We start from the raw sequence: 26,011 nt of genomic DNA on the forward strand, positions 1-26,011 counted from the left end.
GCTACGCAAGGGGGGCTCTTACGCTGATAGCCCCCGAAGGCTTCTCACTCCATGACACAGCTATCAGTCAATCTCACCGCCCGGCGAGAACAACTAGGGCTCAGCGTTCCCGAAGTACATGCAGCCCTGAATAGGCTGGGCTTCGATGTCGCTTTCTCCACTGTTGCCGGTTGGTTTAATGGCAGAAGGGGAGTGCGAAAGATGGAGCACCTGAAAGCGCTGTGCATGGTCTTGGAAACCGACCTCAGTGCACTGGCGGGCGACGAGATCGAGGTAGCTAATGGCAAAGTGGAGGCTTCTGTCTTGCGCGAGTTGCGCGAACTGAGCCCGGCCCAGCGCGAAGCCGTGCTAGCGTTGGTTCGGAGCATGAAGGGGGGTGTATGAAGAACATCCTGTGGGTCGCGTTCTGGGTGGCCGATTTCGCCACCTTCGTCTACCTGACTTTTCTCGACGGCACTGACTACAACTGGTGGAATTGGCTTCTAATCGTGCCGATCAACGCATTTCTGGCGACCATCTGGCCGATCTACTGGCTGATCTTGCGGCCCATCTTCGGCGACGGATGAGCCGACAGCTCCAGCCCTGGATGGGTTGGCTCGCCGTGGCCGGCGTTCTCGCTGTAGCCATCGAGCTCGGTCAATGGGCTGCGCGCCAAAATGCCCAGCGCGATCAAGGCATCACCTGGCTATGGGCCTACAGTCCACGCTCGATGCAAACCTACTTAGTCCGATCCGCTCCTGACGGGGATGCACGCGGCCTCTCGTTTCGCTTGGAATCCAGCGCCCCCTACTCTTTCCGCGGCTGCAGCCCTTCCAAGGGCGACGACGGCACTCCATGCCTGGACCAAAACGGGGACACGTGGCGGTTAGAGCTGGACTGATGTCGCGCTAAATGCCTGCCCCGCAACGGGGCTCAGTACATTTTCAATTAACTACGCATTGCGCGTTGACACGGGTACGCGTTACGCGTAATGTCGCTCCTAGAGGCCCACCCCGGGCCATGGGAGACGACCCATGCAGGACATCCACGATCCCCGCCGCATCCCGCTCGACCCGCAGCCCGAGTCTTGGCCGCTGCTGGGGTCCATCCGCTTCTGGTTGACGTTCGGAAAGCAGCGCGCCGACCTGGCGCTGCTGCCGGCGATCGCGCTGGCCTGCGTGGCGATCGTTCGCGCCGTGGCGGTGCTGGCGTGAGCCGGGTTCAGTCGCCGGTGACGGCCATCGGTATCCAGCGCCGGCTGCAGGCCATGCGCCGCGCTGCGGTGACGGACATCCTGCAGGCGCGGAAGTGTGGCCGCCAGGTCTATCGGACGATGGCTGCGGTGCTCAAGCGCCTGCCGGCCTGCCGCGAAGTGATCGACCCGGCGCCGCGCCTGCCGGAAGCCCTTGCATGTTTCGGGGGTGCGAAGTGAGCCGCCACGCCCCGCCGTCGGGCTTTCGGGTGGCCATCATGCTGCTGGCCTTCGGACTGGCCGGCATGGTCGCCGACGTGGCGCTGCGATGGTACGGGGTCTCGCCTTGAACGCCGTCTGCAACCGCGAGGCATTCACCGACCCGCGCCCGGCGACTCAGGCCGAGCTGCTCAAGCAGGCCGACCATCGCGCCATTGCGGCGAAACTGCGCATGCGGGCGGCGATCCAGGACATGGACGCGGCCAAGATCGACCTTTTGCGTGGTGACGACGATGCGCACAACGCGCTGGCGATGGCCGTGCTGTCCTACAAAGCCGAGTATCGCCGCTGCCTTCAGGCCCGGCAGGACGAGGCGCAGCTGCTCTTGGGCGGTGCCCGGTGAACTTCCTCCTGGCTGCGCCATGCCTGATCGTTTCGGTCCTGGTCATTTGCCTGATGTATGCCTGGCACCCGCCGAAGGTGCAGCTGCACGACCTGACGCGCTCCGGGGACTTCCTCGACCAGATCGACCGGACGCACAACAACGACCTGTCAATCGCCCACTACGAGGCTCGGCGCGATGCGCTCGGGCTCGGTGCCTGCCGGGAGGTGCGCAGTGTCTGACCTCCACGACCTGGCCCAGTCCGCCGCCCTGTGCAGCCCCGAGCAGCTGAAGGCCGTGTACGCCTCGCTGCCGGTGCCGCAGACGCCCGACGTGCGGCCCTGCGCCGACGAGTTGGCCCCCATCCCCGCCGGCCGCCGCGCCGTCGAGAACATAGCCGGAACCTGCGCGGCCGTTGCCGCCCTGGTGCTGGCCTTCATTCCCTGAACCACGGAGATCCCATGAACGCACTCGCCAAGATCCATCAGGGCACCACCCTGGTCAGCGCCGAGCAGGCCGACGCCATCCGCACGGCCCTCAAGACCAGCCTCTATCCCGGCGCCTCCGATGGCTCCGTGGACATGGTGCTGGCCTACTGCCGCGCCGCCGGCCTCGACCCGATGAAGAAGCCGGTGCACATCGTCCCCATGTGGGACAGCAAGGCGCGCGAGATGCGCGACGTCGTGATGCCGGGCATCGGCCTTTACCGCACCGACGCGGCCCGCACCGGCGAGTTCGCCGGCATGACCGAGGCGGAGTTCGGCCCGATGGTCACCGAGCGCCTGGGCGCCCGCGAGTGCGCCTTCCCCGAATGGTGCCGCGTCACCGTGTCGCGGCGCCTGCCGAGCGGCCATGTCGCGCAGTTCACGGCCGTCGAATACTGGGTCGAGAACTACGCCATCAAGGGCGGCAAGGATCAGGATCAGGCGCCGAACGCGATGTGGACGAAGCGCCCGCGCGGCCAGTTGGCGAAGTGCACTCAGGCCCAGGCGCTGCGCATGGCCTTCCCGGAAGCGACCGGCGGCATGCCGACGGCCGAGGAGATGGAAGGCAGGGAGATCATCGAAGGCACCGCAACTCAGGTGCAGGCAACGCGCAGCCTGTCGGCGCCGGCTGAGCTGCCCCCGTACTCTCAGGCCGACTTCGACGCAAACCTGCCGAAGTGGTGGGGCCTGATCGCCAGTGGCAAGAGCACGGCCGACGAGGTGATCGCCAAGGTGCAGACGAAGGGCCGGCTCACTGCCGAGCAGATAAAGGAGATCCGCAACCCGCCCAAGGACGAGGAACCCACCGCCGAAGCCGGCGACGAGCAGGGGGAGGGCTGAGCCATGCGCACCTTGAACCTGATCCAGGGGTCGCCCGAGTGGGCCGCCCACCGGGCCACTACTCGCAATGCCTCTGACGCCCCGGCAATGATGGGCCTGTCGTCCTACAAGACGCGCGCTCAGCTGATCCGCGAAGTCGCCACCGGCATCACGCCGGAGATCGATGCCGGCACCGAGGCGCGTTTCGCCGACGGTCACCGCTTCGAGGCGCTGGCCCGGCCGATTGCCGAGCAGATCATCGGCGAGGATCTGTATCCGGTGACGGGCGTCAGCGACTGCGGCCGCTACGGCGCCAGCTTTGACGGCCTGACGATGGGCGAGGACACGGCGTTTGAGCACAAGACGCTGAACGAATCGCTCCGCGCTGCGTTGCGGGACGTGCCCGAGTATGGCGCCGATCTGCCCGAGCAGTACCGGGTCCAGATGGAGCAGCAGTGCATGGTCAGCGGCGCCGAGCGCGTCCTGTTCATGGCCTCGAAGTGGGATGGCGACACGCTGGTCGAGGAACTGCATGCCTGGTACGTCCCCGACCCGGCCCTGCGCGCGCGCATCATCGCCGCCTGGGAGCAGTTCGACGCCGACGTCGCCGCCTACGTCCCCGAGCCCGTCAAGGCTGAAGTGGTCGCCGCGCCGGTGGCAGGCTTCGGCACGCTGTCCCTGCGGGTCGAGGGCCGCGTGCTGGCCTCCAATCTGGACGCCTTCCGCGCGGATGCCGATGCGTTCATTGAGCGCCTGCCGCGCCCGGCCGATCTCCAGTCCGACCAGGACTTCGCCGACGCCGAGGCAGCCGTTAAGGCATGCGGTGAGGCCGAGTCCCGGATCAAGTCGGCACGCGAGGCTGCGCTGGCCCAGATGGCCGACGTGGACTCGCTGCTGCGCACGGCCGAGTCGATCTCCGAGACCATCCGCGCCGCGCGCCTGGCGCTGGAGAAGGCCGTCAAGGCGGAGAAGGAGAACCGCCGGCTCGACATCGTGAACAAGGCCCGGGCCGCGTGGACTCAGCACATCACCGACCTGACCGTCGAAACCAAGGGTGTCGGCCTTCAGGTGCAGGCGCCGGACTTCGCGGGCGCCATCAAGGGCAAGCGGACGCTCAGCAGCATGCAGGACGCCTGCGACACGGCGCTGGCCCAGGCCAAGATCGCGGCGAACGAGTCGGCAAGGCACATCCGCGCGGCGCTGGCCTGCCTGAGCGAGGAGACCGAGGGCCAAAAGCACCTGTTCCCGGACTATCAGAGCTTCGTGCACAAGCCGATCGACGACATCCGGGCGCTGGTGCGCGGCCGCATCGCCGAGCACAAGCAGCGCGAGGAGGCGAAGCTCGAGGCCGATCGCGAGCGCATCCGGGCCGAGGAAGCGGCGCGGCTGGAGCGTGAGCAGCGGGAGCGCGATGAGCAGGCCCGCAAGGCGGCCGAGCCGGCGCCCGAGCCTGCCCCCGTGCCCGTCTCCAAGGGCAAGACCCGCCCGGCGCCCGCCAAGACCAGGCCGACCGACGACGAGATCATCGACGCCATCAGCCTGCACTTCCGGGTGCACGAGTCCAAGGTGATCGAGTGGCTGTTCGATGTCGACCTGAACGCGGCGTCGCAGCGGCTTGTCGCCTGACCCATGCCCGCCGTCAAGTCACGCAAGCCCGAGCGCCTGCTGCTGTCCATCGTGAAAGGTGGACTCCAGCCCGCCGACGGGTACACGGCCTCCCGCCTGCGGGCGCGGGGCTACCGGGTGGGCGACCAGGTGCTGGCTGTCCTGACCAAGCCGCGCAATCCAAAATTCCACCGGCTTGTGCACCAGTTCGGCCAGCTGCTGGTCGAGAACATCGATGCTTTCGAGAACCTGGACGGGCATCGCGTGTTGAAGCGGCTCCAGATTGAGGGCGGGATTGCCTGCGACGAGATCCCGCTGGTCATGCCCGGCATCGGGCCATGCAGCTACAAGGTGCCGCGTTCCCTGTCCTTCGAGTCGATGGACGAGGGCGAGTTCAACGAGACGTTCCGCGATTTCAGCCGCTACGTCAGCAAGACCTACTGGCCGGGCATGAAGCCCGAACAGATCGAACAGATGGCCGGGCTGATGCCCGACGCCGCCTAACCCCATCCCCAAGCCGAGCCGGGCGGCGAATCCCGGCAGGAGTTCTATGAACCTCGACAACATCGACTATCTGCGCCGCATGGGTGAGCCCGAAGCCAGCATTGCGTACCTGACGCGCACCGTCCACTTCGACGGCGAGGCGGTGGTGGTGAGTGCGCCCGCCGAGGAACGCAAGCCGGTGTATCCCAACCCACAGACAGGCGACTGAGCATGAACCTCACCCACTACCCGGAGCCGCCCAAGTGAGCAAGGACAACGAAATGACCACCGAACCGATGGGCCGCGATGAGGCGGTGATTTCCGAAGCTGCGATGGCCGCGCTGTGCAGCTACCAGCAGGCCGACGCGGATGGCGTCATGGTACTGGTGAGCCGCGAAGCCCTCACCCACGCAATCGCCGCCCTGCGCGGTGGCGGGGAGGTGGCTAAGCCGCGAGTTGGCGAGCGATTGGCCTGCGTGGTGTTCGGAACGGAAATGCTTGAGGCGTTGCACAAGGACGGATATGGCGTCGAAACGACTGGTAGCTTCCGCGAACACACCAGCGCGTTCATCCGCAAGCATGTGCGCGAGAATTTCGACACCCACCCCCTTCCTGCCGTGGACAAGGTGCGGGGGATGGGCGTGATGTTCGGTCGCATGGACTCGGCTGACTTTGAAGCCGACACCGTGACGTTCGCAATGGAGCCGGGCTACTACGCCGCAGCAGGCCGCTATCGCATCGAGCGCGTGGACGCCGCCATGCTCCAAGCCTCGCAAGGGGGTGGGTGATGGGCCGTCGCCTTTTCATTTCGTTCAGCGGAGGCGAAACGTCGGCGTTCATGGCGCAATGGCTTATTGCCAATCGCCTAGACCGTTACGACGAGGTTGTGGTGGTATTCGCCAACACCGGCCAGGAGAACGAGGCAACCCTTGAGTTTGCGGATAGGTGCGACCGCCATTTCGGGCTTGGCTTGATTTGGGTCGAGGGGGTCATGCACGAAGGCCAGCGCAAGGGTGCATCCGCAAAGGTTGTTTCGTTCGCAACGGCGTCACGCGATGGGCTTCCGTTTGAGCAGATGATCCAGAAGTACGGCATTCCCAACCAGAAGTACCCACATTGCACCCGAGAGCTAAAGCTGAACCCCATGACCAACTACCTTCGTGTGATCGGCTGGGAGGTTGGAAGCTACGACACGGCGGTTGGCATTCGGGCGGACGAGATTGATCGTATGTCGGTCAAGGCTAAGGCCAACAGGATCATCTACCCACTGATCGCTGACGCTCCTATGACAAAGCCGCAGATCAACGAGTGGTGGTCAAAGCAGCCGTTCCGGCTTGGCCTTGCGGGCTATCAAGGAAACTGCCGCTGGTGCTGGAAAAAATCAGCACGGAAGCACATGACGCTGATGATTGAGGACCCCTGCCAGTTCAATTTCCCCGAGCGCATGGAAGGCATGTACGCGCAGATCGGCGTTGCGAGCGGCCAGCCGCGGACCTTCTTCCGAGGCAACCGATCAACGAAAGACCTGCGCACCGAGGCCGCATCGCTCCCCGCTGGCTTTGTGCCGGCCGAAAACGACGCCGCGTTCGATCCATCACTTGATGTTGGCGGGGCTTGCGGTGAGAGCTGCGAGGTTCACGCCGACGAGGACCAACCCCATGAATAACCTACCGCCGATGTTGTCGCTGCCGAACACGCCGATCAAAGACTGGGACGGGCTGGCTGACTACATCCAAGCCTATGCCGAAGCCTACGGCCAGCAAGTCGCCGCCGCGAAGGATGCGGAGATTGCTGCGATGCGTACCGAGCGCGATGCGCTGGCGGCGAGGGTGGCGTGGCAGCCGATTGAGACTGCGCCGAGGGATGGGAGTGACTTCTTCTGCGCGGTGCTCTACGGCAACGGAATGTGGCCAGACCTTGGCGTCGGCTGGTGGACTGCTACCCATCGGAATCCCCACGCCCGTGACGGCTTTGGCGAGATCATCGCGCCAACCCACTGGATGCCCCCCGCCGCCCCGCAGAACGAAGGAGAGAAGTGAGATGGCGGCCGACCTACACTCACTACAATACCTGCACCCGTTCTATGTGGCATCCGGCCTTTCCGATCTTGACGCCGCGTTCGAGGACGGCAAGGCTCGGGCCATTTCAACGCTTGGGCGCCAGATTGAGCGCATCAAGAGCGCCAAGCGCGAGGACTACGAAGCGGCCTTCGGGGTCATTTCAGTTGTCAAGGATTGCTTGACTACTGACGAAGGAGAGAGCCATGACCACTAACCCGAAGGAACTGGAAGCGAGGGCGCTTGCAATGCTTGCGGAGGAAATGAACCACCCGGAGGACATGGTTTCTCAGTTCGACAGGACCGCAGAGGCAATCGCCGCAATCACCCGCGCCCTCCAGCCCCGGCCCGAGGATGTGGGGGCGGTGGATGATGTGGTGCTGGCCGCAGCGAAAGCCATATTCCTAGAGGATACGGGGTACACGCTTTTGGACGATGCCGACCCCACGCATCCCAGCCACTACACCACAAAATATTGCCGCATGGCCCTAGCCGCCCTAGCCGCCATGCCCGCGAACCAGGAGGTGCTGGCGGTGGCTGGGGAGATGGATGCGGCAGAAGCGATGCCCGACCGCCTGACAGCATGGGCCGCCAGGCTCCGCGCTGAGGTGAAGCCATGAGCACAGACGAAACCCTTGCCATCATCACGGCGCTGGTCGCGGGGGACCGTTGGCTTTCTGCCGACGCCTGCGCGGCCTACCTTGGCATGACCACGCCAAAGGGCGACATCAACCGGCGCGGCTTCTTGGAGCGCGTGGCCTGCCGGCCTGACTTCCCCAAGCCAAACCCGGTAACCCGCACCTGGAAGAAGTCGGAAGTGGATGAATGGGCCAGCGAGCAGCGTCGCAGCGCCTAGTCGAGCCGCTGCGCCATATCGGCAGCGGACTCGTTGTAATAGATCATCAGGGAGCGCGGGTCGCGGTGGCCGATCACTCGCGCAAGTTGCAGCACGTCGAGCTTCTTTGACAGCCGCCATATCGCCTCGCTTCGGGTGTCGTGGAAGTGCAGATCGCGCAGCGCCTCGGGGCGGTTCTTTCGCCACAGCGCATCACGCAGCGCATCGTCCAGCCCGAACGCCGGCCCGTCGCTTTCTGGAAGCGCCCGCAGAATCTCGCAGGCCCGCGTAGTCAGCGGCACCTCTCGCCGGTCGCCGTTCTTGGTGACGGGCAGCACCACATACCGCGCGGCAAGCCGAATGTCCGGCCAGCGCAGCGCCAGTATCTCGCCTGACCGCATGGCGGTTTCCAGCGCGAACAGGAAGGCCAGCCCGACCCGGTTGGTGGCTGTCGCGGCGGCAAGCTCGCCCACGCCGAACGCGGCCACGACTTGAGCCACTTCGGATTCGGCCACGCGCCGCGCCCTGCCGCTTGGCGTCTTTGGCAGGCGAACGTCGGCCATCGGGTTAACGCGCAGCCAGTGCCAGTCGCGGCGGCATGATTCGAGCACCGACCGGATCAGCGTCATTTCACGGGCCACGGTTCCGGGCTTGACCTTTTCCAAGCGGGCCTGCCGCCAGTCTGCGAAGTCAGCGCCGGAGAGGCCGGCCAGTTTGCGCCGGGCCAGCGGGTGCTCGGCCAGCGCCTTGAGTCGCACGGCTTCCCATCGCTCCCCACGGTGCCGGGGCGATACCTCGCGCGTGTAGCGGGCGTAGGCGTCGGCCAGGGTGCGGTCGGGTAGCTTCTTGCCCGCCAGCTCCGATTCACGCTGTAGCGCCCACGCTGCGGCTTCCTGCCGCGTCTTGAAGGTTGCGGAGTCGCGGACGCCTTTGATGGACACCTGCACCCGCCATCGGATGCCGTTGCGCTGGATGCTAGCCATGCCGGCATCGTATGGGGATTTCGTGGGGAGTTGGGGCGGGCGTTACGGGGTGAATCCGGGGGAGAGAGGGGCCGCCCAAGGCCGTGAGAGTCAAGCGGGGCGGGCGTCTCGGGGTGAATCCGGGCAGAGCTGCACGGTTCTAAAAATAGGGGGTGGTGCCGGAAATAGGAATCGAACCTACGACCTACGCATTACGAATGCGCCGCTCTACCAACTGAGCTATTCCGGCGGGAGCCGCGGATTCTAGTCTGAGCCGGGTTTCCGGTCAATTTGGGATTCCAGCACTGCCCCTGAGACCCCAGCGCGGCATCCGACCTTACCCGACCCAGGCCCCCTGCCCCGTTCAATGGCCTAACGCGAGATTCAGGCCAGGATTCGTAGGGTGGTACCCGCTGAAGGCATAAACATTCGCCGCAACAAGAGGCAACAAGAGATCACCCTTCAGCGTGATCACCGGCCGAATCAAAGGAGAAATCCTAATGACGACCAACAATTCCGAACTCCGTACCGAAAAGGTCGAGACCCTAAACGAGCTGATCCAGGCCACTCGCGACAGCGCCGACTTCTACGCTGACGCTGCCAAGTCCGTGACTAATCCGGGACTGCGCAGCCTGTTTGGCGACATGGCCGAGTCCAAGCAAGGCCTGGTCGGCAGCATGGCCCGCGAGGTGCGCGCCGAAGCTGCCGAGCCCGCCACCAGCGGCACCCTGCTGGGCAGCTTCCACAAGTTCTATTCCACGCTGCGCGCCGAGATGGCGAAGGACCACGGCGACTACGCCTACGTCAAGGAACTCGAGAAAAGTGAGGACCGCCTGATGGCGGCCTTCCACGACGTCATCAAGCGCGACGACGCGCCCAAGGCGGTCAAGGAGTCGCTGCTGAGCTACCTGCCGAAGGTGCAGCAGCACCATGACGCCATGCGGGATCGAAAGTGGGCGATGGAAGCCCGCCACTAGACCCACCCCGCCCGGGACTGAGATCAGCACCGGAGCGCCGGACCAGCCGGCCGGCAGGAACAAAAAAAACGGGCCCGGATTTCCGGGCCCGTTTCCGTGGTTGCGTCGGCCGGCCTGCAGCCCGCGCTTAGTTCACCAGGCTGATGCGCAGTTCCTTGGGCAGGGCGAAGACCACGTTTTCGGGCTCGCCCTCCAGATGCTCCACGGTGTTGGCACCGAGCTCGCGGAGCCGGAACAGCACGCCCTGCACCAGCACCTCCGGGGCCGATGCGCCGGCGGTCACGCCGACCCGGGCCACGCCGTCCAGCCAGCGGGGGTCGATATTCTCCGCCCCGTCGATCAGGTAGCCGCGGGCGCCCTGCTTCTCGGCCAGCTCGCGCAGCCGGTTAGAGTTGGAAGAATTCACCGAGCCCACCACCAGCACCACCTCGCAGCGCCCGGCCAGCAGGCGCACGGCGTCCTGGCGGTTCTGGGTGGCGTAGCAGATGTCGTCGTGCTTCGGGCCCTGGATGGCCGGGAAGCGCGCCTGCAGGGCGACGATGATTTCGCGGGTGTCGTCCACGCTGAGCGTGGTCTGGGTGGTGTAGGCCAGGTTGTCGGGCTGGGTCGGCACCAGGGTGGCGACGCCGGCCACGTCTTCGACCAGATGGATATGGTTGTCGCCGTGCTCGCGGCGCCACTGGCCCATCGTGCCCTCGACTTCCGGATGACCGGCGTGGCCGATCAGCACGACGTCGCGACCGGCGCGGCAGTGGCGGGCCACTTCGATATGGACTTTGGTGACGAGCGGACAGGTCGCGTCGAATACCTTCAAGCCGCGTCGTTCGGCCTCCGCGCGCACCGCCTGGGACACGCCGTGGGCGCTGAAGATCACCGTCGCGCCGGCGGGCACTTCATCGAGCTCCTCGACGAACACGGCACCGCGCTGGCGCAGGTCCTCGACCACGAAGCGGTTGTGCACGACTTCGTGGCGAACGTAGATCGGCGCGCCCAAAGAATCAATGGCGCGCTTGACGATCTCGATCGCCCGGTCGACGCCGGCGCAAAAACCACGGGGATTCGCAAGCAGGATGTCCATGCCGGGATTATCCCTTGTCTTTGGCCGCGGGAGCGGTCGAGAAGCTGAACAGCACCAGGCCGATGGCGCCGCCGACGATGCAGGCATCGGCGACGTTGAAAGCCGGCCAGTGCGGCAGTTCGGTGAAGCCCAGGTACCAGTCCACGAAGTCCACGACATAGCCGTAGCGGACGCGATCAATGACGTTGCCAATCGCCCCGGCGATCACCAAGGCGAAGGGCAGCGCCGTGCGCCAGTCGCTGCGCGGCGTTCGCGCCAGCCAGGCCACCAGCACGCCACTGATCGCGAAGGCCAGCGCGGTGAAGAACCAGCGCTGCCAGCCCCCGGCATCGGACAGGAAGCTGAAAGCAGCGCCGTAGTTGTGCACCAGGGTCCAGTTCCAGAAGCCGTCGATGACCGGCACCGGCTGCAGGTACTCGAGCCGGGTGACCGCCAGCCATTTGGTGAACTGGTCGACCAGCACCAATACCGCCGACAGGCCCAGCCAGGCCAGTGCGTTCGGACGCGGGCGCGACATCAGAACCACCGCCGGGTTTCGCCGGCGCCGTTGACGTTTTCCACGCAGCGGCCGCACAGGCCCGGGTCATCCGCGTGCTGGCCGACATCCGCGCGGTAGTGCCAGCAGCGCACGCACTTGTCGTGGGTGGTGGACACGGCGTGGATCCAGCCGCCTTCGCGCGGCTCCACCGGCACCGGCTTCATGTCGAAGCGCGAGGTGATGAAGAAGAAGCGCAGCTCCTCAGCCATCGGCGCCAGGCGGTCCATCACGGCCGCATCGACATAGACCTCGACCTCGGCTTCCAGGGAGGCACCGATCGCGCCGTCGGCACGCATCGGCTCAAGTACCTTGCTGACCGCTTCGCGCATGGTCAGCAGGCGATCGAAGTCGTCCGGCGACAGCGCCGCGCTGGCCGGCATCGGCGCCAGGCCCTCGTACCAGGTGCTGAACAATACGTTGGCCTCGCGCTCGCCCGGCAGGTGCTGCCAGATCTCGTCGGCGGTGAAGCTCAGGAACGGCGCCACCCAGCGCGCGAAGGCCTCGGCGATGCGGAACATGGCGCTTTGCGCCGAACGCCGGCCAGCGCTGTCCACCGGCATCGTGTACATCCGGTCCTTGGTCACGTCCAGGTAAACCGAGCCCAGGTCGTTGGTGCAGTAGTTCTGCACCATCGCCACCACGGCGGCAAAGTCGTAGCGGGCATAGGCCGCCTTGATCTCTTCCTGCAGGGCCAGCGCCCGGTGCACGGCCCACTGGTCGAGCAGCAGCAGCTTGTCGTTCGGCAGCAGGTGCTGCGCCGGATCAAAGCCATTGAGGTTGCCCAGCAGGAAGCGCGCGGTGTTGCGGATGCGGCGATAGGCATCGGCGGTGCGCTTGAGGATGTCGTCCGACACCGACATTTCGTTGCGATAGTCGGCCGAGGCCACCCACAGACGCAGCACGTCGGCGCCCAGGGTGTCGTTGACCTTCTGCGGCTCCACGGTATTGCCGATGGACTTGGACATCTTCCGGCCCTGCGCGTCCACGGCAAAGCCGTGGGTCAGCACTTGGCGATAAGGCGCCGCACCGTCCATCGCGATGCCGGTCAGCAGCGAGCTCTGGAACCAGCCACGATGCTGGTCGGAACCCTCGAGATAGAGGTCCGCCGGCTTGCGCAGGCCGTCGCCGGCGCGCGCGGCCAGCACGCACTCGTGGGTGACGCCGGAGTCGAACCAGACGTCGAGGATATCGGTGACCTTGAAATAGTCGTCGGCCTCGCCGCCCAGGAACTCGGCGGCATCGAGCGAGAACCACGCATCCGTGCCCTGCCCCTGCACCCGGTCGGCGACCTGTCGCATGAATTCGACCGAACGCGGATGCGGCTCGCCGCTGACCTTGTGCACGAACAGCGCGATCGGCACGCCCCAGGTGCGCTGGCGGCTGATGCACCAGTCCGGCCGGCCTTCGATCATGCCGGTGATGCGGGCCTCGCCCCACTCCGGCACCCAGCCGACCTGCTTGATCGCGGCCATCGCGTCACGGCGCAGGTGGGCCTGCTCCATCGAGATAAACCACTGCGGCGTAGCCCGGAAGGCGACCGGCGACTTATGCCGCCAGCAGTGCGGGTAGCTGTGCTCGAGCTTGCCCGAGGACAGCAGCACGCCGCGCTCGGCCAGCAGCGCGGTGATGCTGTCGTTGGCCTTCCAGATGTATTGGCCGCCGAACAAGGGCGTGCCCGGCAGGTAGACGCCATTGCCGCCCAGCGGATTGATCTCGGCGGCGGCGTACTTGTCCAACAGGCCGTACTTCAGGCCGACCTGGAAGTCTTCCTGGCCGTGGCCCGGGGCCGTGTGCACGGCGCCGGTGCCAGCGTCGGTGGTGACGTGCTCGCCCAGGATCAGCGGGATTTCGCGCGCGTAGAAGGGATGCTGGAGGTGCAGGTGTTCCAGCGCTGCGCCGGTAGCGTGACCGAGCACGGTGACGGTGTCGATGCCATAGCGCTTGAGCGCGCTTTCGGCCAGCGCTTCGGCAAGCACCAGCAACTGGCGGCGACCGGCGCGCGCCGGGCCTTCGACCAGCACGTAGTCGATCTCGGCGCCCAAGGTGACGGCGACGCTGGCCGGCAGGGTCCAGGGCGTTGTGGTCCAGATCGGCACGCCGACGATCGCATCGCCCGGCGTAACGCCAAATTTTCCGGCCAGCGCGATCGGATCGAGCGCGTCATAGGCCACGTCCACCATCGGCGAAACCTTGTCGGCGTATTCGATCTCCGCTTCGGCCAGGGCCGAGCCGCAGTCGAAGCACCAGTGCACCGGCTTCACGCCGCGGCTCAGATGCCCGCGCTCGATGATCTTGGCCAGCGAGCGCAGCATGTCCGCCTCGAAGCTGAAGTCCATGCTGCGGTAGGGATTGTCCCAGTCGCCCAGTACGCCCAGGCGCTGGAAGTCGCGCGACTGTCCGGCGATCTGCTCGGCGGCGTATTCGCGGCACTTGGCGCGGAAGGCACCGGCATCAAGCTTGTCGCCGACCTTGCCGTGCTTTTTCTCGACCACCAGCTCGATCGGCAGGCCGTGGCAGTCCCAGCCCGGCACGTAGGGCGCATCGAAGCCCGACAGCAGCTTCGACTTCACCACCATGTCCTTGAGGACCTTGTTCACCGCGTGGCCGATATGAATCGACCCGTTGGCGTAGGGCGGGCCGTCGTGCAGCACGAACAGCGGCCGACCTTTCGCCTTGGCACGCACCTGCGCGTACAGGCCCTGCTGCTGCCAGCCGGCCAGCATCGCCGGCTCGCGCTTGGGCAGGTCGCCGCGCATGGGGAACGCCGTTTCCGGCAGGCTGATGGTGTGCTTGTAGTCCTTGCCGCCGTTATCGGTCACGCCAACGCTCCGCTTTCTTGCTTGTCGTGGCGCAAGACGCGCCGGGCTTGCGCCGAATCCAGGTCCATCTGGCGGACCAGGGCGGGCAAGTCGTTGAATTTTTCCTCGTCGCGCAGTTTGGCGACGAACTCGACCTCGAGCCGACGTCCATAAAGGTCGCCTTCGAAGTCGAACACATGCGCCTCGAGCAGCGGCTCCACACCCTGCACCGTCGGCCGCGTGCCCAAGCTTGAGACGCTGGCCATCGGTTCGGGGCCGATGCCGTGCACCCAGGTCGCGTAGATGCCCGACAGCGCCGGGCGCTTTCCGGCGAGGCGGATGTTGGCGGTAGGGTAGCCGAGCTTGCGGCCAAGCTGCTTGCCGCGCACCACTTTGCCGCTGATGGCATAGCGCTGCCCCAGCTCGCGCGCGGCGCCCTCGAGGTCACCGCTAGCCAGCTGCTGGCGCAGCGCGGTGCTCGACACGCGCTCGCCCTGTGCCAGCACCGGCGCGATCGCGCTGGCGCTGAAGCCCAGGGTTTCACCCAGCGACTGCAGCAAGGCCAGGTCACCGGCCCGGCGATGGCCGAAGCGGAACTCCGGCCCGACCCACACCTCGCGGGCGCTGAGTCGGTCAACCAGCACCCGACGCACGAACTCGTCCGGCGCCATCGCCGTCATGGCCGCGTTGAAGCGAAGCAGGCCGACCACGTCCATACCCAGGGCGCGCAGGCCCTCGAACTTGGCGCGCGGCAGCGAAAGCCGCGGCGGCGCCTGGTCACGCCCGAAGAATTCGCGCGGCAGCGGCTCGAAACTCAGCGCCACCGCCGCCAGCCCAGCGGCGCGCGCACGGGTGCGCACGTGGCCGACCAGCGCCCGATGCCCCAAATGGAGGCCGTCGAAGGCGCCGATGCAAACCACGCTGCCCTGCGGGCAAAGTGATTCGCCCTTGACGTCCCGGAACAGCCTGCTCATGCCGGAATTATAGCCGCGTGTGCTCACGGCCCGCGCAGTTCGCGCGGCCGCCAGCCGCTGGCCAGCAGGCCTAGGCCGTAGGCACCGGCACCCGCAGCCACGACGCCCAGCATCAGCAGCCAGCGCATCGAGCCCGACCACGCGCGCCAGTCGCCAACCGCATGGCTGGCGGCCAGCACCGCCGCCGCCAGCGCCAGACTGGCCACGGCGACCCGCAGCAGGTGGCGCGTCCAGCCGGGGGAAAGTTGGAAGCTGGCCTCGCGCCGAAGCGCCCGCCACAGCAGCCAGGCGTTGGCCAGGCCGGCCAAGCCGGTGGCCAGCGCGATGCCGGCGTGGGCGCCGGGCACCTTGCCCAGCCAAAGCGGCGTGACCAGGGCGGCGGTCAGGGCTACGTTAATCAATACGGTACGGATGGCCGCCTTCATCGGCGTGCGGGTGTCCTGCCGCGCATAGAACGCCGACAGCAGCACTTTGCTGGCCATGAAGCCGGGAATGCCCAGACTCATCGCCATCAGACTCAGCGCGGTCATACGGCTGTCGGCCGCGTCGAACTGGCCGCGTTCGAAGATGGTCGCCGCCAGCGGTTCGGCCAGCAGGGCCAGGCCCAGGGCCGCGGGAATCGCCAGCAGCAGCACCGTGCGCAGGCCCCAGTCCAGCGCGGAGGCATAGCCTTCGGCGTCGGCGTCGGCGCTGCGGCGGGCCAGATGCGGCAGGATCACGGTCGCCAGCGCCACGCCGAACAATCCCAGCGGGAACTCAACCAATCGGTCGGAGTAGTAGAGCCAGCTCTGGCTGCCGTCGATCAGCAGCGAGGCGAACATCGTGCCGACGATCAGGTTCAGCTGCGCCACCGAGGACGAGAACAGCGTCGGCAGCATCAGCCGCCCGACCTTGCGCACGCCGGGATGATTGAGCTTGAGCCGCAGGCGCGGGCGCAGCCCCAGCCGCCCCATCGCCGGCCACAGCAGCATTAGCTGCAGCACGCCGGCGGCCAGCACGCCCCAGGCCAGCGCCGAAATCGGCGTCTCGAGCCAGGGCGACAGCCAGAGCATGGCCGCGATCACGGCCAGGTTGTGCAGCACCGGCGTCACCGCCGGCAGGGCGAAACGCTGGAAGGAATTGAGCACGGCGCCGGCCAGGGCGGTCATCGACACCAGGGCCAGGTAGGGGAAGACGATCCGCAGCAGGTCGGACGTGAGGGCAAATTTGGCCGGGTCGTCCAGGCTGCCGGGGGCGATAAACGCCACCACCAAGGGCGCCGCCAGCATGCCCAGGCCGCTGACCACCAGCACCGCGGCGCACAGGGCGCCAGCGACATGGTCCAGGAAATCCTTCAGCGCGGCCGGGTCGTTGCGCTGGCGCAGTTCGGACAGCACCGGTACGAACGCGGACGCGAACGAGCCTTCGGCGAAGATCCGCCGCAAGTAGTTGGGGATCCGGTAGGCCACGGCGAAGGCGTCGACAATGCCGCCGGCGCCAAACAGCTGGGCCTGGATCACGTCCCGGGCGAAGCCGGCGATTCGGGACAGCAGGGTCATGCTGCTGAAGACGGCCGTTGACCGCAGCAGACCGCCCCGGCTCACGACCTGGCTCCGGCCGGCGACGGCAGCAATTGACTCAAGCTACTGAATCCTCCATAATTTCTGGTCTTTCCAGCTCGACCCCCATTTTCCTGCCGGTTTTTCAAGATCCGGCCGTCCACTCTCGATTCCAGGAGCCCTCCGTGGCCAACATCAAGTCCGCCAAGAAGCGCGCCAAGCAGACCGTCGTCCGCAACGCCCGCAATGCCAGCCAGCGCTCCATGCTGCGCACCGCCGTGAAGAAGGTCATCAAGGCCCTCGAAGCCAAGGACGCCGCCGGCGCCGAAGCCGCCTTCGCGACCGCCCAGCCGATCCTGGACCGCTACTCGGCCCGTGGCCTGATTCATCGCAACAAGGCTGCCCGCCACAAGAGCCGCATCAGCGCCCACATCAAGGCCCTGAAGCAGGCCTGATCCCGCGGCGCCCTCGGGCGCCCGGCCGATCGGCGAGAAAAGGCCGGCGAAAGCCGGCCTTTTTGCTGCCTGCGATTTGCATCCGCCGGCCGGGCCGGCGTGCTGCTGCAGGCAGGCCTCAGGCATTGCGGGACATCTCCGCACGCGCGGCGACGTCTTCCGCCGCCTCCAGGTCGGCGGCCTTCTTGTCATCGAAGAACTGCTGGATCTTGAGCACGATCGGCCAGGTGCCGTCGCGGCCGATGGCCGAGGCCATGAACCACGGTTCTTGCCAGTCCAACGCCTTGACCACCTCTTCGGCGCGCGCCTGGCGCTCATCCTCGGGGATCAGGTCGCACTTGTTGAGCACCAGCCAGCGGGGCTTCTCGAGCATGCCGGGGTCGTACTTGCGAAGCTCGTTCTCGATCGCACGCACTTGCTGCACCGGGTCGACGCCTTCGTCGAACGGCGCCATGTCCACCAGGTGCAGCAGGACGCGGGTGCGCTGCACGTGGCGCAGGAACAGGCTGCCCAGGCCAGCGCCGTCGGCAGCGCCCTCGATCAGGCCGGGGATGTCGGCGATCACGAAGCTGCGGTCGGTTTCAACGCTGACCACGCCCAGGTTCGGATACAGCGTGGTGAACGGGTAATCCGCCACCTTCGGCGTCGCCGCCGAAACGGCGCGGATGAAGGTGGATTTGCCGGCGTTCGGGAAGCCCAGCAGGCCGACATCGGCCAGCAGCTTCAGCTCCAGCCGGATCTCGCGCTCATCGCCCGAGGTACCGGTGCCGGCCTTGCGCGGGGCGCGGTTGACCGAGCTTTTGAAGTGCACGTTGCCCTTGCCGCCCAGTCCGCCCTGCGCCACCAGCAGGCGATCGCCGTGGTCGGTGAGGTCGCCGATGATTTCGTCGGTCTCGACGTTGATCACTTCGGTGCCGATCGGCACCCGGATCACCACGTCTTCGCCACCCTTGCCGAAGGCCTGCCGACCCATGCCGTTCTGGCCGCGCTGGGCACGGAACTGACGCTGGTGACGGAAGTCGATCAGGGTGTTGAGGTTCTCGTCGGCCTCGAGCCAGACGCTGCCGCCATTGCCGCCGTCGCCGCCATCGGGGCCGCCGAGCGGGATGAACTTCTCGCGCCGGAAGCTGATGCAGCCGTTGCCGCCGTCGCCGGCGATGACCAGGATCTGGGCTTCATCTACGAATTTCACTGGATGCTTCCCGGGCGGCGGAACGGGGCGTTCGCCGCGATTGTGGGCTGTCCGCGCCGCGCCGTGAAGGGCAAGGGGCGGAACGGGCCGGATTCTGAAACGAAAAGCCCCGCCGAAGCGGGGCCCTTCAGGCGGTACCGGGCGGGGTTCAGGCCGCCGGGACCACGCTCACGGTACGGCGCTTGTTCGGGCCCTTGACCGCGAAGTTCACCACGCCGTCCACCAGGGCGAACAGGGTGTGGTCGCGGCCGAGGCCGACGCCCATGCCCGGATGGAACTGGGTGCCGCGCTGGCGGATGATGATGTTGCCAGCCTCGATGGCCTGGCCACCGTAGATCTTGACGCCCAGGTATTTCGGGTTCGAATCGCGGCCGTTGCGGGACGAGCCTACGCCTTTTTTCTGTGCCATGACGTTATCTCCTCGGGCTTAGCCGGCGATGCCGGTGATTTCGATTTCGGTGAAGTACTGCCGGTGACCCATCTGCTTGCGATGGTGCTTACGACGGCGGAACTTGACGATGCGGATCTTGTCGAGGCGGCCGTGCGACTTGATGGTCGCGGTGACCTTCGCGCCAGCGACGTTCGGGGTGCCAACGGTGACGGTGTCGCCGTTGCCAACCATCAACACGCTGTCGATGTCGAAGCTCTTGCCTTCCTCGAGGTCGATTTTCTCGACCTTCAGGGTCTCGCCCTGCATAACGCGGTATTGCTTACCGCCGGTAACGATGATTGCGTACATGACCGGGATTCCTCTAGTAGTTATTTTAGAAAACGCCTGCCCGCGGTCAACGGACAGAAGCGGAATTCTAGGGGAAAAACCCCTTGCTGGTCAAACCCTTCGGACCCTGCCGAGCGGGCGCCGGGCCGGCCGCGCACGCCACCTCGCGCAGCGGCCACCACCGAGGCCTCGCCCACGCACCGGGGAGCGCACGCAAGTTATTGAGCTGCCAAGGCTTTACCGCCCGCAGTCCGGGGGTCACGGTCTGCCGACATCGGGCTGCTAGACTGCCCGGTTCCTTACTTCCGGAGCCGCCCCCAGGCGCATGGACACGATCCGCATTCGCGGTGCCCGCACCCACAATCTCAAGAACATCGACCTGGACCTGCCCCGGGACAAGCTCATTGTCATCACCGGCCTGTCCGGCTCTGGCAAGTCCTCCCTGGCCTTCGACACCATCTACGCCGAGGGCCAGCGCCGCTACGTCGAGTCGCTGTCGGCGTACGCCAGGCAGTTCCTCAGCGTGATGGAAAAGCCGGACGTGGACCATATCGAGGGCCTGTCCCCGGCCATCTCGATCGAGCAGAAGTCGACCTCGCACAACCCGCGCTCGACCGTCGGCACCATCACCGAGATCTACGACTACCTGCGCCTGCTGTTCGCCCGCGTCGGCAGCCCGCGCTGCCCGGACCACCACTATCCGCTCGAAGCCCAGACCGTCGGCCAGATGGTCGACCAGGTGCTGGCGCTGCCCGAAGACCGTCGCTACATGCTGCTGGCGCCGGTGGTGCGCGACCGCAAGGGCGAGCATGCCCAGGTGTTCGACCAGCTGCGCGCCCAGGGCTTCGTGCGGGTGCGGGTGAACGGCGCGCTGTACGAGCTCGACGAGGTGCCGACGCTCGCCCTGCGCCAGAAACACACCATCGAGGCCGTGATCGACCGCTTCAAGCCGCGCGACGACCTGAAGCAGCGCCTGGCCGAAAGCCTCGAAACCGCACTCAAGCTGGGCGACGGCCTGGCCCAGGTACAGGACATCGACGACACCAGTGCCGCGCCGCTGTTGTTCTCGTCGAAGTTCAGCTGCCCGGTCTGCGACTACGCCCTGCCCGAGCTCGAGCCGCGCCTGTTCTCGTTCAATTCGCCGATGGGCGCCTGCCCGACCTGTGATGGCCTGGGCATCACCCAGTTCTTCGATCCCGGGCGCGTGGTCGTGCATCCGGAGCTGAGCCTGGCCGCCGGTGCCGTGCGCGGCTGGGATCGCCGCAACGCCTACTACTTCCAACTGATCGCCTCGCTGGCCAAGCACTACGGCTTCGATCCTGACACCCACTGGCAGGAGCTGACCGAACAGGTCCGCCACGCCGTGCTGTACGGCAGTGGCGAAGAAATCGTCACCTTCACCTATCTCACCGAGTCCGGCGGCCGCACCCAGCGCAAGCACGTGTTTGAAGGCATCGTGCCCAACCTCGAACGCCGCTATCGCGAAACCGAATCGCAGGTCGTAAAGGAAGAGCTGGCCAAGTTCATTTCCGACCGCGCCTGCCCCGACTGCGGCGGCGCCCGGCTCAACCGCTCGGCCCGCAACGTGCTGGTGGCCGACCGCAATCTCTCGCAGCTGACCCAACTGCCAGTGGACGAATCGCTGGAGTTCTTCTCGCACCTGAGCCTGGCCGGCTGGCGCGGCGAGATCGCTGCCAAGATCGTCAAGGAGATTCGCGACCGTCTGCGCTTCCTGGTGGACGTCGGCCTTGACTACCTTACGCTCGAGCGCAAGGCCGACTCGCTGTCGGGTGGCGAAGCCCAGCGCATCCGCCTGGCCAGCCAGATCGGCGCCGGCCTGGTCGGCGTGATGTACGTACTCGACGAGCCTTCCATCGGCCTGCACCAGCGCGACAACGAGCGCCTGCTCGGCACCCTCACCCGCCTGCGCGACCTGGGCAATACGGTGATCGTGGTCGAACACGACGAAGACGCGATCCGCCTCGCCGACCATATCGTCGACATCGGTCCCGGCGCCGGCGTACACGGCGGTGAAGTAATCGCCCAGGGCAGCTACGAGGACGTCCTCAAGGCGCCGCGCTCGATCACCGGCGCGTTCCTGTCGGGCCGCCGCCGGATCGAAATCCCGACGCAGCGGCGCAAGCCGAACCCGAAGATGACCATGCATCTGCTCGGCGCCAGCGGCAACAACCTCAAGGACGTGGACCTGGCGATCCCCGCGGGGCTGTTCACCTGCATCACCGGCGTCTCGGGCTCGGGCAAGTCGACCCTGATCAACGACACGCTCTACCACCTGGCCGCGAACGAGCTCAACGGCGCATCGCATACGCCCGCGCCCTATCGCGAACTGCAGGGCATGGACCTGTTCGACAAGGTCGTGGACATCGACCAGTCGCCGATCGGACGCACGCCGCGCTCGAATCCGGCGACCTATACCGGCCTGTTCACCCCGCTGCGCGAGCTGTTCGCGCAGGTGCCCGAGGCGCGCGCACGCGGCTATTCCCCGGGTCGTTTCAGCTTCAACGTGCGCGGCGGCCGCTGCGAAGCCTGCCAGGGCGACGGCCTGATCAAGGTCGAGATGCACTTCCTGCCCGACGTCTACGTGCCCTGCGACGTCTGCCACGGCAAGCGCTACAACCGCGAAACCCTGGAGATCCGCTACAAGGGCTACACCGTCCACGACGTGCTCGAGATGACCGTGGAGGACGCGCTGAAGCTGTTCGAGCCCGTGCCTACGCTGTCGCGCAAGCTCGAGACCCTGGTTGACGTGGGCCTGAGCTATATCAAGCTCGGCCAGTCAGCCACCACGCTGTCCGGCGGCGAAGCCCAGCGCGTGAAGCTGTCGAAAGAGTTGAGCCGCCGCGACACCGGCCGCACGCTCTACATCCTCGACGAGCCCACCACCGGCCTGCACTTCCACGACATCGAGCACCTGCTGGCGGTGCTGCACAAGCTGCGCGACGACGGCAACACCATCGTCGTGATCGAGCACAACCTGGACGTGATCAAGACCGCCGACTGGGTGATCGATCTCGGCCCCGAGGGTGGCCATCGCGGTGGCCAGATATTGGCCCAGGGCACGCCCGAACAGTTGGCGGCCGTGAAGAACTCCCACACCGGCCAGTTCCTGGCCAAGATGCTGTCGCCCAAGACATCGACGCCAACCAAGAAAGCGCCCGCGACCAAGAAGGCCGTGCCGGCAAAGAAAGCGAGCAAACGCGCATGAGCAAGACCATCTACGCCCTGGACATCGAGTCGCGCTGGCGCGACATGGATGCCTTCAACCACGTCAACAACGCCAGCTACCTCGGCTACATCGAAGAAGCGCGCGTGCGCTGGTTCAAGTCGCTGTCCACCGACTGGGCCGGCGAGACCTCGGCGCCTGTGATGGCCTCGGTGACGGTGAACTACCGGCGCCCGGCGCACTGGCCGGAAACGCTCCGGATCGAACTGTTCGCCGAGCGCGTGGGCGGTAAAAGCCTCACCCTCGGCCATCGCATCCTGTCGTCCGCCGATCCTTCCATCGTTTACTGCGACGGCCACACGGTGCTGGTCTGGATCGAACGCAGCGGCCAGTCGGTGCCGCTGCCCGACGCCGTGCGCGCCGCCTGCGGCGACTGAAGCTCAGGGCGCCGCCGGCGCCTCGCGCTGTACCGGGAAGGACGCGAACAGCCGACGTCCATCCGCCAGCACCAGCCGCACGCCGGCGACGTCGCCATCGGCCAGCGGCCGCAGCGGCCGCATCAGCATCAGGTGCAGGCCGCCGGGTTCGAAAGCCAGTGCCTCGCCCGGCGCGATCACGAGCTTGCCCGCAGGCCGCATCCGGCTGACGCCATCCTGTATCTCGGTGCGGTGAATCATCGGCATGCCGAAATCCCGGCTCTCGACACCGGCGACTTCCACCGGGGTGGCGCAGGGATTGCGCAACACCAGATAGCCCGCCAGCGAACTGGCGCCCGGCGGCGCGGCGCGAATCCACTGCGTTTCGATGACCGGCAGGCACTCCGGCGACGACCCAACCGCGGCTGAAGCCGGCTGGACCAAACTCAACCCCAACAACAAGAGCAATGCGTTCATAGGCCTATGATAAACCCACGCGTCACAAGGAGTTGTCAATGAACCGCAGTCTGCTCACCGCCGCCATCACACTGGCCACCGTCGCCACCGCCCAAGCCGCCGATACTGGCCTCACCGTCTACAGCGGCGACTACGACGCCGTCGTGCAGTCGGAAGCCATGCCGGGCGGGCCGGGCTACGCGCTGGTAGCGTCCACCCTGGAATTCGACCTGGCCACGGGCAGCAACACCGTGCAAAGGGGCGGCCTGCCCGCGGCGCTCGACGCCAGCTCGGTACGCCTGCGCCCGAAGGGCGATGCCCAGGTCCGCGGCCAGCGCTTCGACTTCGCGCTGGCGGGGCAGGACGACCTGCTGCGCCGCACGCTTGGGCAGAACGTCACGGTCGAGCAATCGATCGGCGACAGCCGTCAGTCCTGGACCGGCGTGCTGCTGGCGGCCGGCAACGGCCTTACCCTCCGCCTGCCCGATGGCCGGGTGAAGGTGCTGGCCAACTACTCCAACTTCGAACTCGCGCGCCTGCCCGCGGGCCTGGTGAACGAGCCGACGCTCAGCTGGGAACTGGTAGCCGCGCGCGCCGGCCGACAGACCTTCGATCTTGGCTACGCCACCGCAGGTCTCGCCTGGCGTGCCGACTACCAAGTGGATGTGTCCGGCGGCGCCCGCGCCTGCCGCATGAACCTCGAAGGCGCCGCGATGGTGGCCAATCGTGCCGGCGCAGCCTTCAATGACGTCGCCCTGACCCTGGTCGCCGGTGAGCCAAATCGCACACAGGCCTCGGGGCCGCGCGTCGACAAGCGCTATCGCAGTGAAATGATGGTCGCCGATGCCGCGGCGCCGGCGCCGGAAGTGTCCGGCGAATACCATGCCTACCGCATCCCCGGCAGCGCCGACCTGCCCCAGGGCAGCGTCCAGCGGATTCCACTGATGGCACCGGCGCGTGGCGTCGACTGCGTGCGCCAATACGAAACTCGGGCCCCGATCGGCACCTGGCGCCCGCCGCAGCCGATGATTGACGCCAACTTCAGCGCAGTCGAGGGCGAACAGCCGGTGATCGCCAGCCTCGGTTTCAGCAACACCAAGGCGGCCGGCCTGGGCGTGCCGCTGCCCGCCGGTCGTGTGCGCGTATTCGAAGCCAACAATCTGTTGGGCGAAGCGATGGCCGGCCATACGCCTGCCGGCGACGAGCTGGTGCTTGAGCTCGGCACCGTGTTCGACCTGACGGCGGAGCGCAAGCGGGAGGAGTTCCGGCTTGATCGCGCGGGCCGCCAGATGGAGGAACGCGTCAGCGTGCTGGTGCGCAATGCCAAGGCCGAGGCCGCCACCGTGCGCATCCACGAAGCCATGCCGCGCTGGAGCGACTGGGAAATCGTGTCTTCCACGGTGCAGGCTGGCGAGCGCGATGCGCAGTCGGCCCAGTTCGACCTGACCGTGCCCGCGGGCGGCGAAGCGCGCCTCACCTACACGGTGCGGTATCGTTGGGCTCCCGACGTACGCATTGATTGAAGGCCCGGCCATGATCGAACTCCACCGTCACGGACATATTCAGGAAATCCGGCTCGCGCGCCCGCCGGTGAACGCACTCACGCCCGAGCTGCTGTCGGCGCTGCGCACCGCCGTGCAGGCGGCGCCGTCCGAAGGGGCGCAGGCCATCATCCTCACCGGCGGCAGCAAGGTGTTCTCGGCCGGCATGGACGTGCCGCACCTGATGGGCCTGGAGCGCGACGCGCTCGCGGCCGGCTGGGCCTCGCTGTTCTCGGCCGCGCGTGCGATCGCCAACTGCCCCGTGCCGGTGGTTGCCGCGCTAGGCGGCCACAGCCCGGCCGGCGGCTGCGTGCTGGCCTTGTGCTGCGACTATCGGGTCATGGCGCGCGGCCCGTTCCGCATCGGCCTCAATGAAGTACAGGTTGGCCTGGTCGCACCGGACGCCATCCAGCACCTGCTGCGCCGCGTGGTCGGCCCCTACCGCGCCGAGCGGCTGCTGGTGTCGGGCGCGCTGGTGGACGCCGAATTTGCGCATTCCATCGGCCTGGTGGACGAACTTACCGACGCGGAGCACGTGCTGGTGCGCGCCCAACACTGGCTTCAGGAACTGCTGGCGCTGCCGACGGCCTCGATGCTGGCCACTCGCCGCATCGCCCGGGCCGATCTGGTGGCCGCGCTCGAGCACTTCGACGACCGCAAGCTCGATGGCTTCATCGATGCCTGGTATGCCCCGGACACCCAGGCGGCGCTTCAGGCGCTGGTGGCACGGCTCAAGAAGTGATCGCAGTGATGTCGCGTCGCTGGCTGCTGCTGGCCGCCTGCCTCTGGCTGGCGGCCTGCGCCAAGCCAGTGCCGGTCGACTACCGCCAGTACGTCGGCCACTGGCGCGGTGACGGCACCCTGCTGGTGATCGGCGCCGACGGGCATGCCGACTACGAACGCGCCACCGGCAAGTCGCGGATATCCATCGAAGGTGTCTGCCACACGTTCACCGAAAACGGATTCAAAATAGGCGTGGGCTTGCTCAGCGCCGACTTCGACGTGTCGCGCGCCCCCCGACTGGTGGACGGGCGCTGGCGAATGACGGTGGACGGCGTCGAACTGACGCGCGTTGATATCCTGCCGACGGGGCCCGCGGGCGAACCCGGCGAAACGCTTCGACTCTGA

Annotated in this window: 34 protein-coding genes and 1 tRNA gene; 24 read left to right on the forward strand and 11 right to left on the reverse strand. The window is 66.7% G+C overall.

The genetic code is table 11. The features are described from left to right. The first annotated feature begins 51 nt into the window (after nucleotides 1-51). From ACYVGY_RS04815 to ACYVGY_RS04895, 17 genes are all read left to right on the forward strand, one after another. A complete protein-coding gene (locus ACYVGY_RS04815; RefSeq protein WP_460456336.1) occupies nucleotides 52-384 on the forward strand; it encodes a hypothetical protein in 333 nt (110 codons plus the stop codon). Then, the gene (locus ACYVGY_RS04820; RefSeq protein ID WP_460456337.1) at nucleotides 381-566 is read left to right on the forward strand and encodes a hypothetical protein; all 186 of its coding nucleotides are present in this window, start codon (nucleotides 381-383) and stop codon (nucleotides 564-566) included. The genes ACYVGY_RS04815 and ACYVGY_RS04820 overlap by 4 nt, the downstream gene beginning before the upstream one ends. A gap of 447 nt (nucleotides 567-1,013) precedes the next feature. Continuing rightward, on the forward strand, nucleotides 1,014-1,193 hold the full coding sequence (locus ACYVGY_RS04825; protein ID WP_460456338.1) for a hypothetical protein: 180 nt from the start codon (nucleotides 1,014-1,016) through the stop codon (nucleotides 1,191-1,193). Further along, a complete protein-coding gene (locus tag ACYVGY_RS04830) occupies nucleotides 1,190-1,411 on the forward strand; it encodes a hypothetical protein (protein ID WP_460456339.1) in 222 nt (73 codons plus the stop codon). Before ACYVGY_RS04825 ends, ACYVGY_RS04830 begins: the two co-directional genes overlap by 4 nt. A 106-nt stretch (nucleotides 1,412-1,517) precedes the next feature. After that, on the forward strand, nucleotides 1,518-1,793 hold the full coding sequence (locus tag ACYVGY_RS04835) for a hypothetical protein (RefSeq protein WP_460456340.1): 276 nt from the start codon (nucleotides 1,518-1,520) through the stop codon (nucleotides 1,791-1,793). Further along, the gene (locus ACYVGY_RS04840; protein ID WP_460456341.1) at nucleotides 1,790-2,014 is read left to right on the forward strand and encodes a hypothetical protein; all 225 of its coding nucleotides are present in this window, start codon (nucleotides 1,790-1,792) and stop codon (nucleotides 2,012-2,014) included. Before ACYVGY_RS04835 ends, ACYVGY_RS04840 begins: the two co-directional genes overlap by 4 nt. Next, the gene (locus ACYVGY_RS04845; RefSeq protein ID WP_460456342.1) at nucleotides 2,007-2,219 is read left to right on the forward strand and encodes a hypothetical protein; all 213 of its coding nucleotides are present in this window, start codon (nucleotides 2,007-2,009) and stop codon (nucleotides 2,217-2,219) included. Before ACYVGY_RS04840 ends, ACYVGY_RS04845 begins: the two co-directional genes overlap by 8 nt. Nucleotides 2,220-2,233: 14 nt before the next feature. After that, nucleotides 2,234-3,097 carry a phage recombination protein Bet gene (bet, locus tag ACYVGY_RS04850; RefSeq protein WP_460456343.1) on the forward strand — a complete coding sequence of 288 codons (864 nt, stop codon included), beginning with the start codon at nucleotides 2,234-2,236 and terminating at the stop codon, nucleotides 3,095-3,097. A 3-nt stretch (nucleotides 3,098-3,100) separates the two neighbouring features. Next, nucleotides 3,101-4,702 carry a YqaJ viral recombinase family protein gene (locus ACYVGY_RS04855; protein ID WP_460456344.1) on the forward strand — a complete coding sequence of 534 codons (1,602 nt, stop codon included), beginning with the start codon at nucleotides 3,101-3,103 and terminating at the stop codon, nucleotides 4,700-4,702. Between the two features lie 3 nt (nucleotides 4,703-4,705). After that, entirely contained in the window at nucleotides 4,706-5,185 is a 480-nt protein-coding gene (locus ACYVGY_RS04860; RefSeq protein WP_460456345.1) for a hypothetical protein, read from the forward strand. Nucleotides 5,186-5,231: 46 nt separating this feature from the next. Then, on the forward strand, nucleotides 5,232-5,393 hold the full coding sequence (locus ACYVGY_RS04865; protein WP_460456346.1) for a hypothetical protein: 162 nt from the start codon (nucleotides 5,232-5,234) through the stop codon (nucleotides 5,391-5,393). 34 nt (nucleotides 5,394-5,427) lie between these two features. Beyond that, the gene (locus ACYVGY_RS04870; protein ID WP_460456347.1) at nucleotides 5,428-5,952 is read left to right on the forward strand and encodes a hypothetical protein; all 525 of its coding nucleotides are present in this window, start codon (nucleotides 5,428-5,430) and stop codon (nucleotides 5,950-5,952) included. After that, the gene (locus tag ACYVGY_RS04875; protein WP_460456348.1) at nucleotides 5,952-6,830 is read left to right on the forward strand and encodes a phosphoadenosine phosphosulfate reductase domain-containing protein; all 879 of its coding nucleotides are present in this window, start codon (nucleotides 5,952-5,954) and stop codon (nucleotides 6,828-6,830) included. Before ACYVGY_RS04870 ends, ACYVGY_RS04875 begins: the two co-directional genes overlap by 1 nt. Next, nucleotides 6,823-7,203: a hypothetical protein gene (locus ACYVGY_RS04880; RefSeq protein WP_460456349.1), complete on the forward strand. Its 381-nt coding sequence runs from the start codon at nucleotides 6,823-6,825 to the stop codon at nucleotides 7,201-7,203. Before ACYVGY_RS04875 ends, ACYVGY_RS04880 begins: the two co-directional genes overlap by 8 nt. Nucleotide 7,204: 1 nt before the next feature. Further along, nucleotides 7,205-7,438, forward strand: coding sequence for a hypothetical protein (locus ACYVGY_RS04885; protein ID WP_460456350.1), 234 nt, complete (start codon nucleotides 7,205-7,207; stop codon nucleotides 7,436-7,438). Continuing rightward, nucleotides 7,428-7,841 (forward strand): hypothetical protein, encoded by a 414-nt coding sequence (locus ACYVGY_RS04890; protein ID WP_460456351.1) that lies wholly within the window; start codon nucleotides 7,428-7,430, stop codon nucleotides 7,839-7,841. Before ACYVGY_RS04885 ends, ACYVGY_RS04890 begins: the two co-directional genes overlap by 11 nt. Then, nucleotides 7,838-8,077 (forward strand): hypothetical protein, encoded by a 240-nt coding sequence (locus ACYVGY_RS04895; protein ID WP_460456352.1) that lies wholly within the window; start codon nucleotides 7,838-7,840, stop codon nucleotides 8,075-8,077. Before ACYVGY_RS04890 ends, ACYVGY_RS04895 begins: the two co-directional genes overlap by 4 nt. Here the strand turns inward: ACYVGY_RS04895 and ACYVGY_RS04900 are convergent. Both ACYVGY_RS04900 and ACYVGY_RS04905 read right to left on the reverse strand, forming a co-directional pair. Continuing rightward, on the reverse strand, nucleotides 8,074-9,039 hold the full coding sequence (locus ACYVGY_RS04900) for a tyrosine-type recombinase/integrase (protein WP_460456353.1): 966 nt from the start codon (nucleotides 9,037-9,039) through the stop codon (nucleotides 8,074-8,076). The two genes, ACYVGY_RS04895 and ACYVGY_RS04900, sit on opposite strands and share 4 nt — an antisense overlap. Before the next feature lie 153 nt (nucleotides 9,040-9,192). Continuing rightward, a tRNA-Thr gene (locus ACYVGY_RS04905) sits at nucleotides 9,193-9,268 on the reverse strand. 250 nt (nucleotides 9,269-9,518) lie between these two features. On the opposite strand from ACYVGY_RS04905, the gene ACYVGY_RS04910 reads away from it, so the two are divergent. Continuing rightward, a complete protein-coding gene (locus tag ACYVGY_RS04910; RefSeq protein ID WP_460456354.1) occupies nucleotides 9,519-9,995 on the forward strand; it encodes a PA2169 family four-helix-bundle protein in 477 nt (158 codons plus the stop codon). 127 nt (nucleotides 9,996-10,122) lie between these two features. Here the strand turns inward: ACYVGY_RS04910 and ispH are convergent, their stop codons facing one another. Genes ispH through murJ form a run of 5 tightly spaced genes read right to left on the reverse strand, consistent with a single transcriptional unit; the run spans nucleotide 10,123 to nucleotide 16,966 of the window. After that, the gene (ispH, locus tag ACYVGY_RS04915; RefSeq protein WP_460456355.1) at nucleotides 10,123-11,073 is read right to left on the reverse strand and encodes a 4-hydroxy-3-methylbut-2-enyl diphosphate reductase; all 951 of its coding nucleotides are present in this window, start codon (nucleotides 11,071-11,073) and stop codon (nucleotides 10,123-10,125) included. 7 nt (nucleotides 11,074-11,080) lie between these two features. Then, nucleotides 11,081-11,593 (reverse strand): signal peptidase II, encoded by a 513-nt coding sequence (gene lspA / locus ACYVGY_RS04920; RefSeq protein ID WP_460456943.1) that lies wholly within the window; start codon nucleotides 11,591-11,593, stop codon nucleotides 11,081-11,083. Next, nucleotides 11,590-14,367: an isoleucine--tRNA ligase gene (gene ileS / locus ACYVGY_RS04925; RefSeq protein ID WP_460456944.1), complete on the reverse strand. Its 2,778-nt coding sequence runs from the start codon at nucleotides 14,365-14,367 to the stop codon at nucleotides 11,590-11,592. The genes lspA and ileS overlap by 4 nt, the downstream gene beginning before the upstream one ends. Before the next feature lie 59 nt (nucleotides 14,368-14,426). Continuing rightward, a complete protein-coding gene (locus tag ACYVGY_RS04930; RefSeq protein ID WP_460456356.1) occupies nucleotides 14,427-15,383 on the reverse strand; it encodes a bifunctional riboflavin kinase/FAD synthetase in 957 nt (318 codons plus the stop codon). A gap of 23 nt (nucleotides 15,384-15,406) precedes the next feature. Further along, the gene (murJ, locus tag ACYVGY_RS04935; RefSeq protein WP_460456357.1) at nucleotides 15,407-16,966 is read right to left on the reverse strand and encodes a murein biosynthesis integral membrane protein MurJ; all 1,560 of its coding nucleotides are present in this window, start codon (nucleotides 16,964-16,966) and stop codon (nucleotides 15,407-15,409) included. 140 nt (nucleotides 16,967-17,106) lie between these two features. Between murJ and rpsT the strand changes: the two genes are divergently transcribed. Then, complete coding sequence (gene rpsT / locus ACYVGY_RS04940) at nucleotides 17,107-17,376, forward strand: 30S ribosomal protein S20 (protein WP_034215061.1); 270 nt, start codon at nucleotides 17,107-17,109, stop codon at nucleotides 17,374-17,376. Between the two features lie 118 nt (nucleotides 17,377-17,494). Here the strand turns inward: rpsT and cgtA are convergent, their stop codons facing one another. From cgtA to rplU, 3 genes are all read right to left on the reverse strand, one after another. Beyond that, nucleotides 17,495-18,568, reverse strand: a complete 1,074-nt coding sequence (gene cgtA / locus ACYVGY_RS04945; RefSeq protein WP_460456358.1) for an Obg family GTPase CgtA — start codon at nucleotides 18,566-18,568, stop codon at nucleotides 17,495-17,497. A gap of 148 nt (nucleotides 18,569-18,716) precedes the next feature. Continuing rightward, nucleotides 18,717-18,977 carry a 50S ribosomal protein L27 gene (gene rpmA, locus ACYVGY_RS04950; RefSeq protein WP_460456359.1) on the reverse strand — a complete coding sequence of 87 codons (261 nt, stop codon included), beginning with the start codon at nucleotides 18,975-18,977 and terminating at the stop codon, nucleotides 18,717-18,719. Between the two features lie 18 nt (nucleotides 18,978-18,995). After that, nucleotides 18,996-19,307 (reverse strand): 50S ribosomal protein L21, encoded by a 312-nt coding sequence (gene rplU, locus ACYVGY_RS04955; protein ID WP_460456360.1) that lies wholly within the window; start codon nucleotides 19,305-19,307, stop codon nucleotides 18,996-18,998. A 304-nt stretch (nucleotides 19,308-19,611) separates the two neighbouring features. Here rplU and uvrA point away from each other — a divergent pair, with 304 nt between their 5' ends. Next, nucleotides 19,612-22,512, forward strand: a complete 2,901-nt coding sequence (gene uvrA, locus ACYVGY_RS04960; protein ID WP_460456361.1) for an excinuclease ABC subunit UvrA — start codon at nucleotides 19,612-19,614, stop codon at nucleotides 22,510-22,512. After that, the gene (locus ACYVGY_RS04965) at nucleotides 22,509-22,907 is read left to right on the forward strand and encodes an acyl-CoA thioesterase (protein ID WP_460456362.1); all 399 of its coding nucleotides are present in this window, start codon (nucleotides 22,509-22,511) and stop codon (nucleotides 22,905-22,907) included. Before uvrA ends, ACYVGY_RS04965 begins: the two co-directional genes overlap by 4 nt. A 3-nt stretch (nucleotides 22,908-22,910) precedes the next feature. Here ACYVGY_RS04965 and ACYVGY_RS04970 read toward each other — a convergent pair whose 3' ends face one another. Further along, a complete protein-coding gene (locus ACYVGY_RS04970) occupies nucleotides 22,911-23,363 on the reverse strand; it encodes a copper chaperone PCu(A)C (RefSeq protein WP_460456363.1) in 453 nt (150 codons plus the stop codon). Between the two features lie 38 nt (nucleotides 23,364-23,401). Between ACYVGY_RS04970 and ACYVGY_RS04975 the strand changes: the two genes are divergently transcribed. The 3 genes from ACYVGY_RS04975 to ACYVGY_RS04985 are packed head-to-tail and all read left to right on the forward strand — an operon-like array spanning nucleotide 23,402 to nucleotide 26,011. Then, on the forward strand, nucleotides 23,402-24,865 hold the full coding sequence (locus ACYVGY_RS04975) for a DUF4139 domain-containing protein (RefSeq protein WP_460456364.1): 1,464 nt from the start codon (nucleotides 23,402-23,404) through the stop codon (nucleotides 24,863-24,865). Nucleotides 24,866-24,875: 10 nt separating this feature from the next. Further along, nucleotides 24,876-25,625 (forward strand): enoyl-CoA hydratase/isomerase family protein, encoded by a 750-nt coding sequence (locus ACYVGY_RS04980; protein WP_460456365.1) that lies wholly within the window; start codon nucleotides 24,876-24,878, stop codon nucleotides 25,623-25,625. Nucleotides 25,626-25,633: 8 nt separating this feature from the next. Continuing rightward, entirely contained in the window at nucleotides 25,634-26,011 is a 378-nt protein-coding gene (locus ACYVGY_RS04985; protein ID WP_460456366.1) for a hypothetical protein, read from the forward strand.

The organism is Arenimonas alkanexedens (assembly GCF_054781355.1).

Bases quoted from the DNA above. Each gene is read 5' to 3' on its own strand.
- ACYVGY_RS04985 (WP_460456366.1), top strand. From the start codon at position 25,634: ATGTCGCGTCGCTGGCTGCTGCTGGCCGCCTGCCTCTGGCTGGCGGCC.
- ACYVGY_RS04885 (WP_460456350.1), top strand. From the start codon at position 7,205: ATGGCGGCCGACCTACACTCACTACAATACCTGCACCCGTTCTATGTG.
- ACYVGY_RS04890 (WP_460456351.1), top strand. From the start codon at position 7,428: ATGACCACTAACCCGAAGGAACTGGAAGCGAGGGCGCTTGCAATGCTT.
- ACYVGY_RS04980 (WP_460456365.1), top strand. From the start codon at position 24,876: ATGATCGAACTCCACCGTCACGGACATATTCAGGAAATCCGGCTCGCG.
- uvrA (WP_460456361.1), top strand. From the start codon at position 19,612: ATGGACACGATCCGCATTCGCGGTGCCCGCACCCACAATCTCAAGAAC.
- bet (WP_460456343.1), top strand. From the start codon at position 2,234: ATGAACGCACTCGCCAAGATCCATCAGGGCACCACCCTGGTCAGCGCC.
- ACYVGY_RS04900 (WP_460456353.1), bottom strand. From the start codon at position 9,039: ATGGCTAGCATCCAGCGCAACGGCATCCGATGGCGGGTGCAGGTGTCC.
- ACYVGY_RS04825 (WP_460456338.1), top strand. From the start codon at position 1,014: ATGCAGGACATCCACGATCCCCGCCGCATCCCGCTCGACCCGCAGCCC.
- ACYVGY_RS04880 (WP_460456349.1), top strand. From the start codon at position 6,823: ATGAATAACCTACCGCCGATGTTGTCGCTGCCGAACACGCCGATCAAA.
- ACYVGY_RS04875 (WP_460456348.1), top strand. From the start codon at position 5,952: ATGGGCCGTCGCCTTTTCATTTCGTTCAGCGGAGGCGAAACGTCGGCG.
- ACYVGY_RS04910 (WP_460456354.1), top strand. From the start codon at position 9,519: ATGACGACCAACAATTCCGAACTCCGTACCGAAAAGGTCGAGACCCTA.
- rplU (WP_460456360.1), bottom strand. From the start codon at position 19,307: ATGTACGCAATCATCGTTACCGGCGGTAAGCAATACCGCGTTATGCAG.
- ACYVGY_RS04930 (WP_460456356.1), bottom strand. From the start codon at position 15,383: ATGAGCAGGCTGTTCCGGGACGTCAAGGGCGAATCACTTTGCCCGCAG.
- ACYVGY_RS04860 (WP_460456345.1), top strand. From the start codon at position 4,706: ATGCCCGCCGTCAAGTCACGCAAGCCCGAGCGCCTGCTGCTGTCCATC.
- ACYVGY_RS04895 (WP_460456352.1), top strand. From the start codon at position 7,838: ATGAGCACAGACGAAACCCTTGCCATCATCACGGCGCTGGTCGCGGGG.
- ACYVGY_RS04855 (WP_460456344.1), top strand. From the start codon at position 3,101: ATGCGCACCTTGAACCTGATCCAGGGGTCGCCCGAGTGGGCCGCCCAC.
- ACYVGY_RS04965 (WP_460456362.1), top strand. From the start codon at position 22,509: ATGAGCAAGACCATCTACGCCCTGGACATCGAGTCGCGCTGGCGCGAC.
- ileS (WP_460456944.1), bottom strand. From the start codon at position 14,367: ATGCGCGGCGACCTGCCCAAGCGCGAGCCGGCGATGCTGGCCGGCTGG.
- ACYVGY_RS04975 (WP_460456364.1), top strand. From the start codon at position 23,402: ATGAACCGCAGTCTGCTCACCGCCGCCATCACACTGGCCACCGTCGCC.
- ispH (WP_460456355.1), bottom strand. From the start codon at position 11,073: ATGGACATCCTGCTTGCGAATCCCCGTGGTTTTTGCGCCGGCGTCGAC.
- ACYVGY_RS04820 (WP_460456337.1), top strand. From the start codon at position 381: ATGAAGAACATCCTGTGGGTCGCGTTCTGGGTGGCCGATTTCGCCACC.
- ACYVGY_RS04970 (WP_460456363.1), bottom strand. From the start codon at position 23,363: ATGAACGCATTGCTCTTGTTGTTGGGGTTGAGTTTGGTCCAGCCGGCT.
- ACYVGY_RS04865 (WP_460456346.1), top strand. From the start codon at position 5,232: ATGAACCTCGACAACATCGACTATCTGCGCCGCATGGGTGAGCCCGAA.
- ACYVGY_RS04815 (WP_460456336.1), top strand. From the start codon at position 52: ATGACACAGCTATCAGTCAATCTCACCGCCCGGCGAGAACAACTAGGG.
- rpmA (WP_460456359.1), bottom strand. From the start codon at position 18,977: ATGGCACAGAAAAAAGGCGTAGGCTCGTCCCGCAACGGCCGCGATTCG.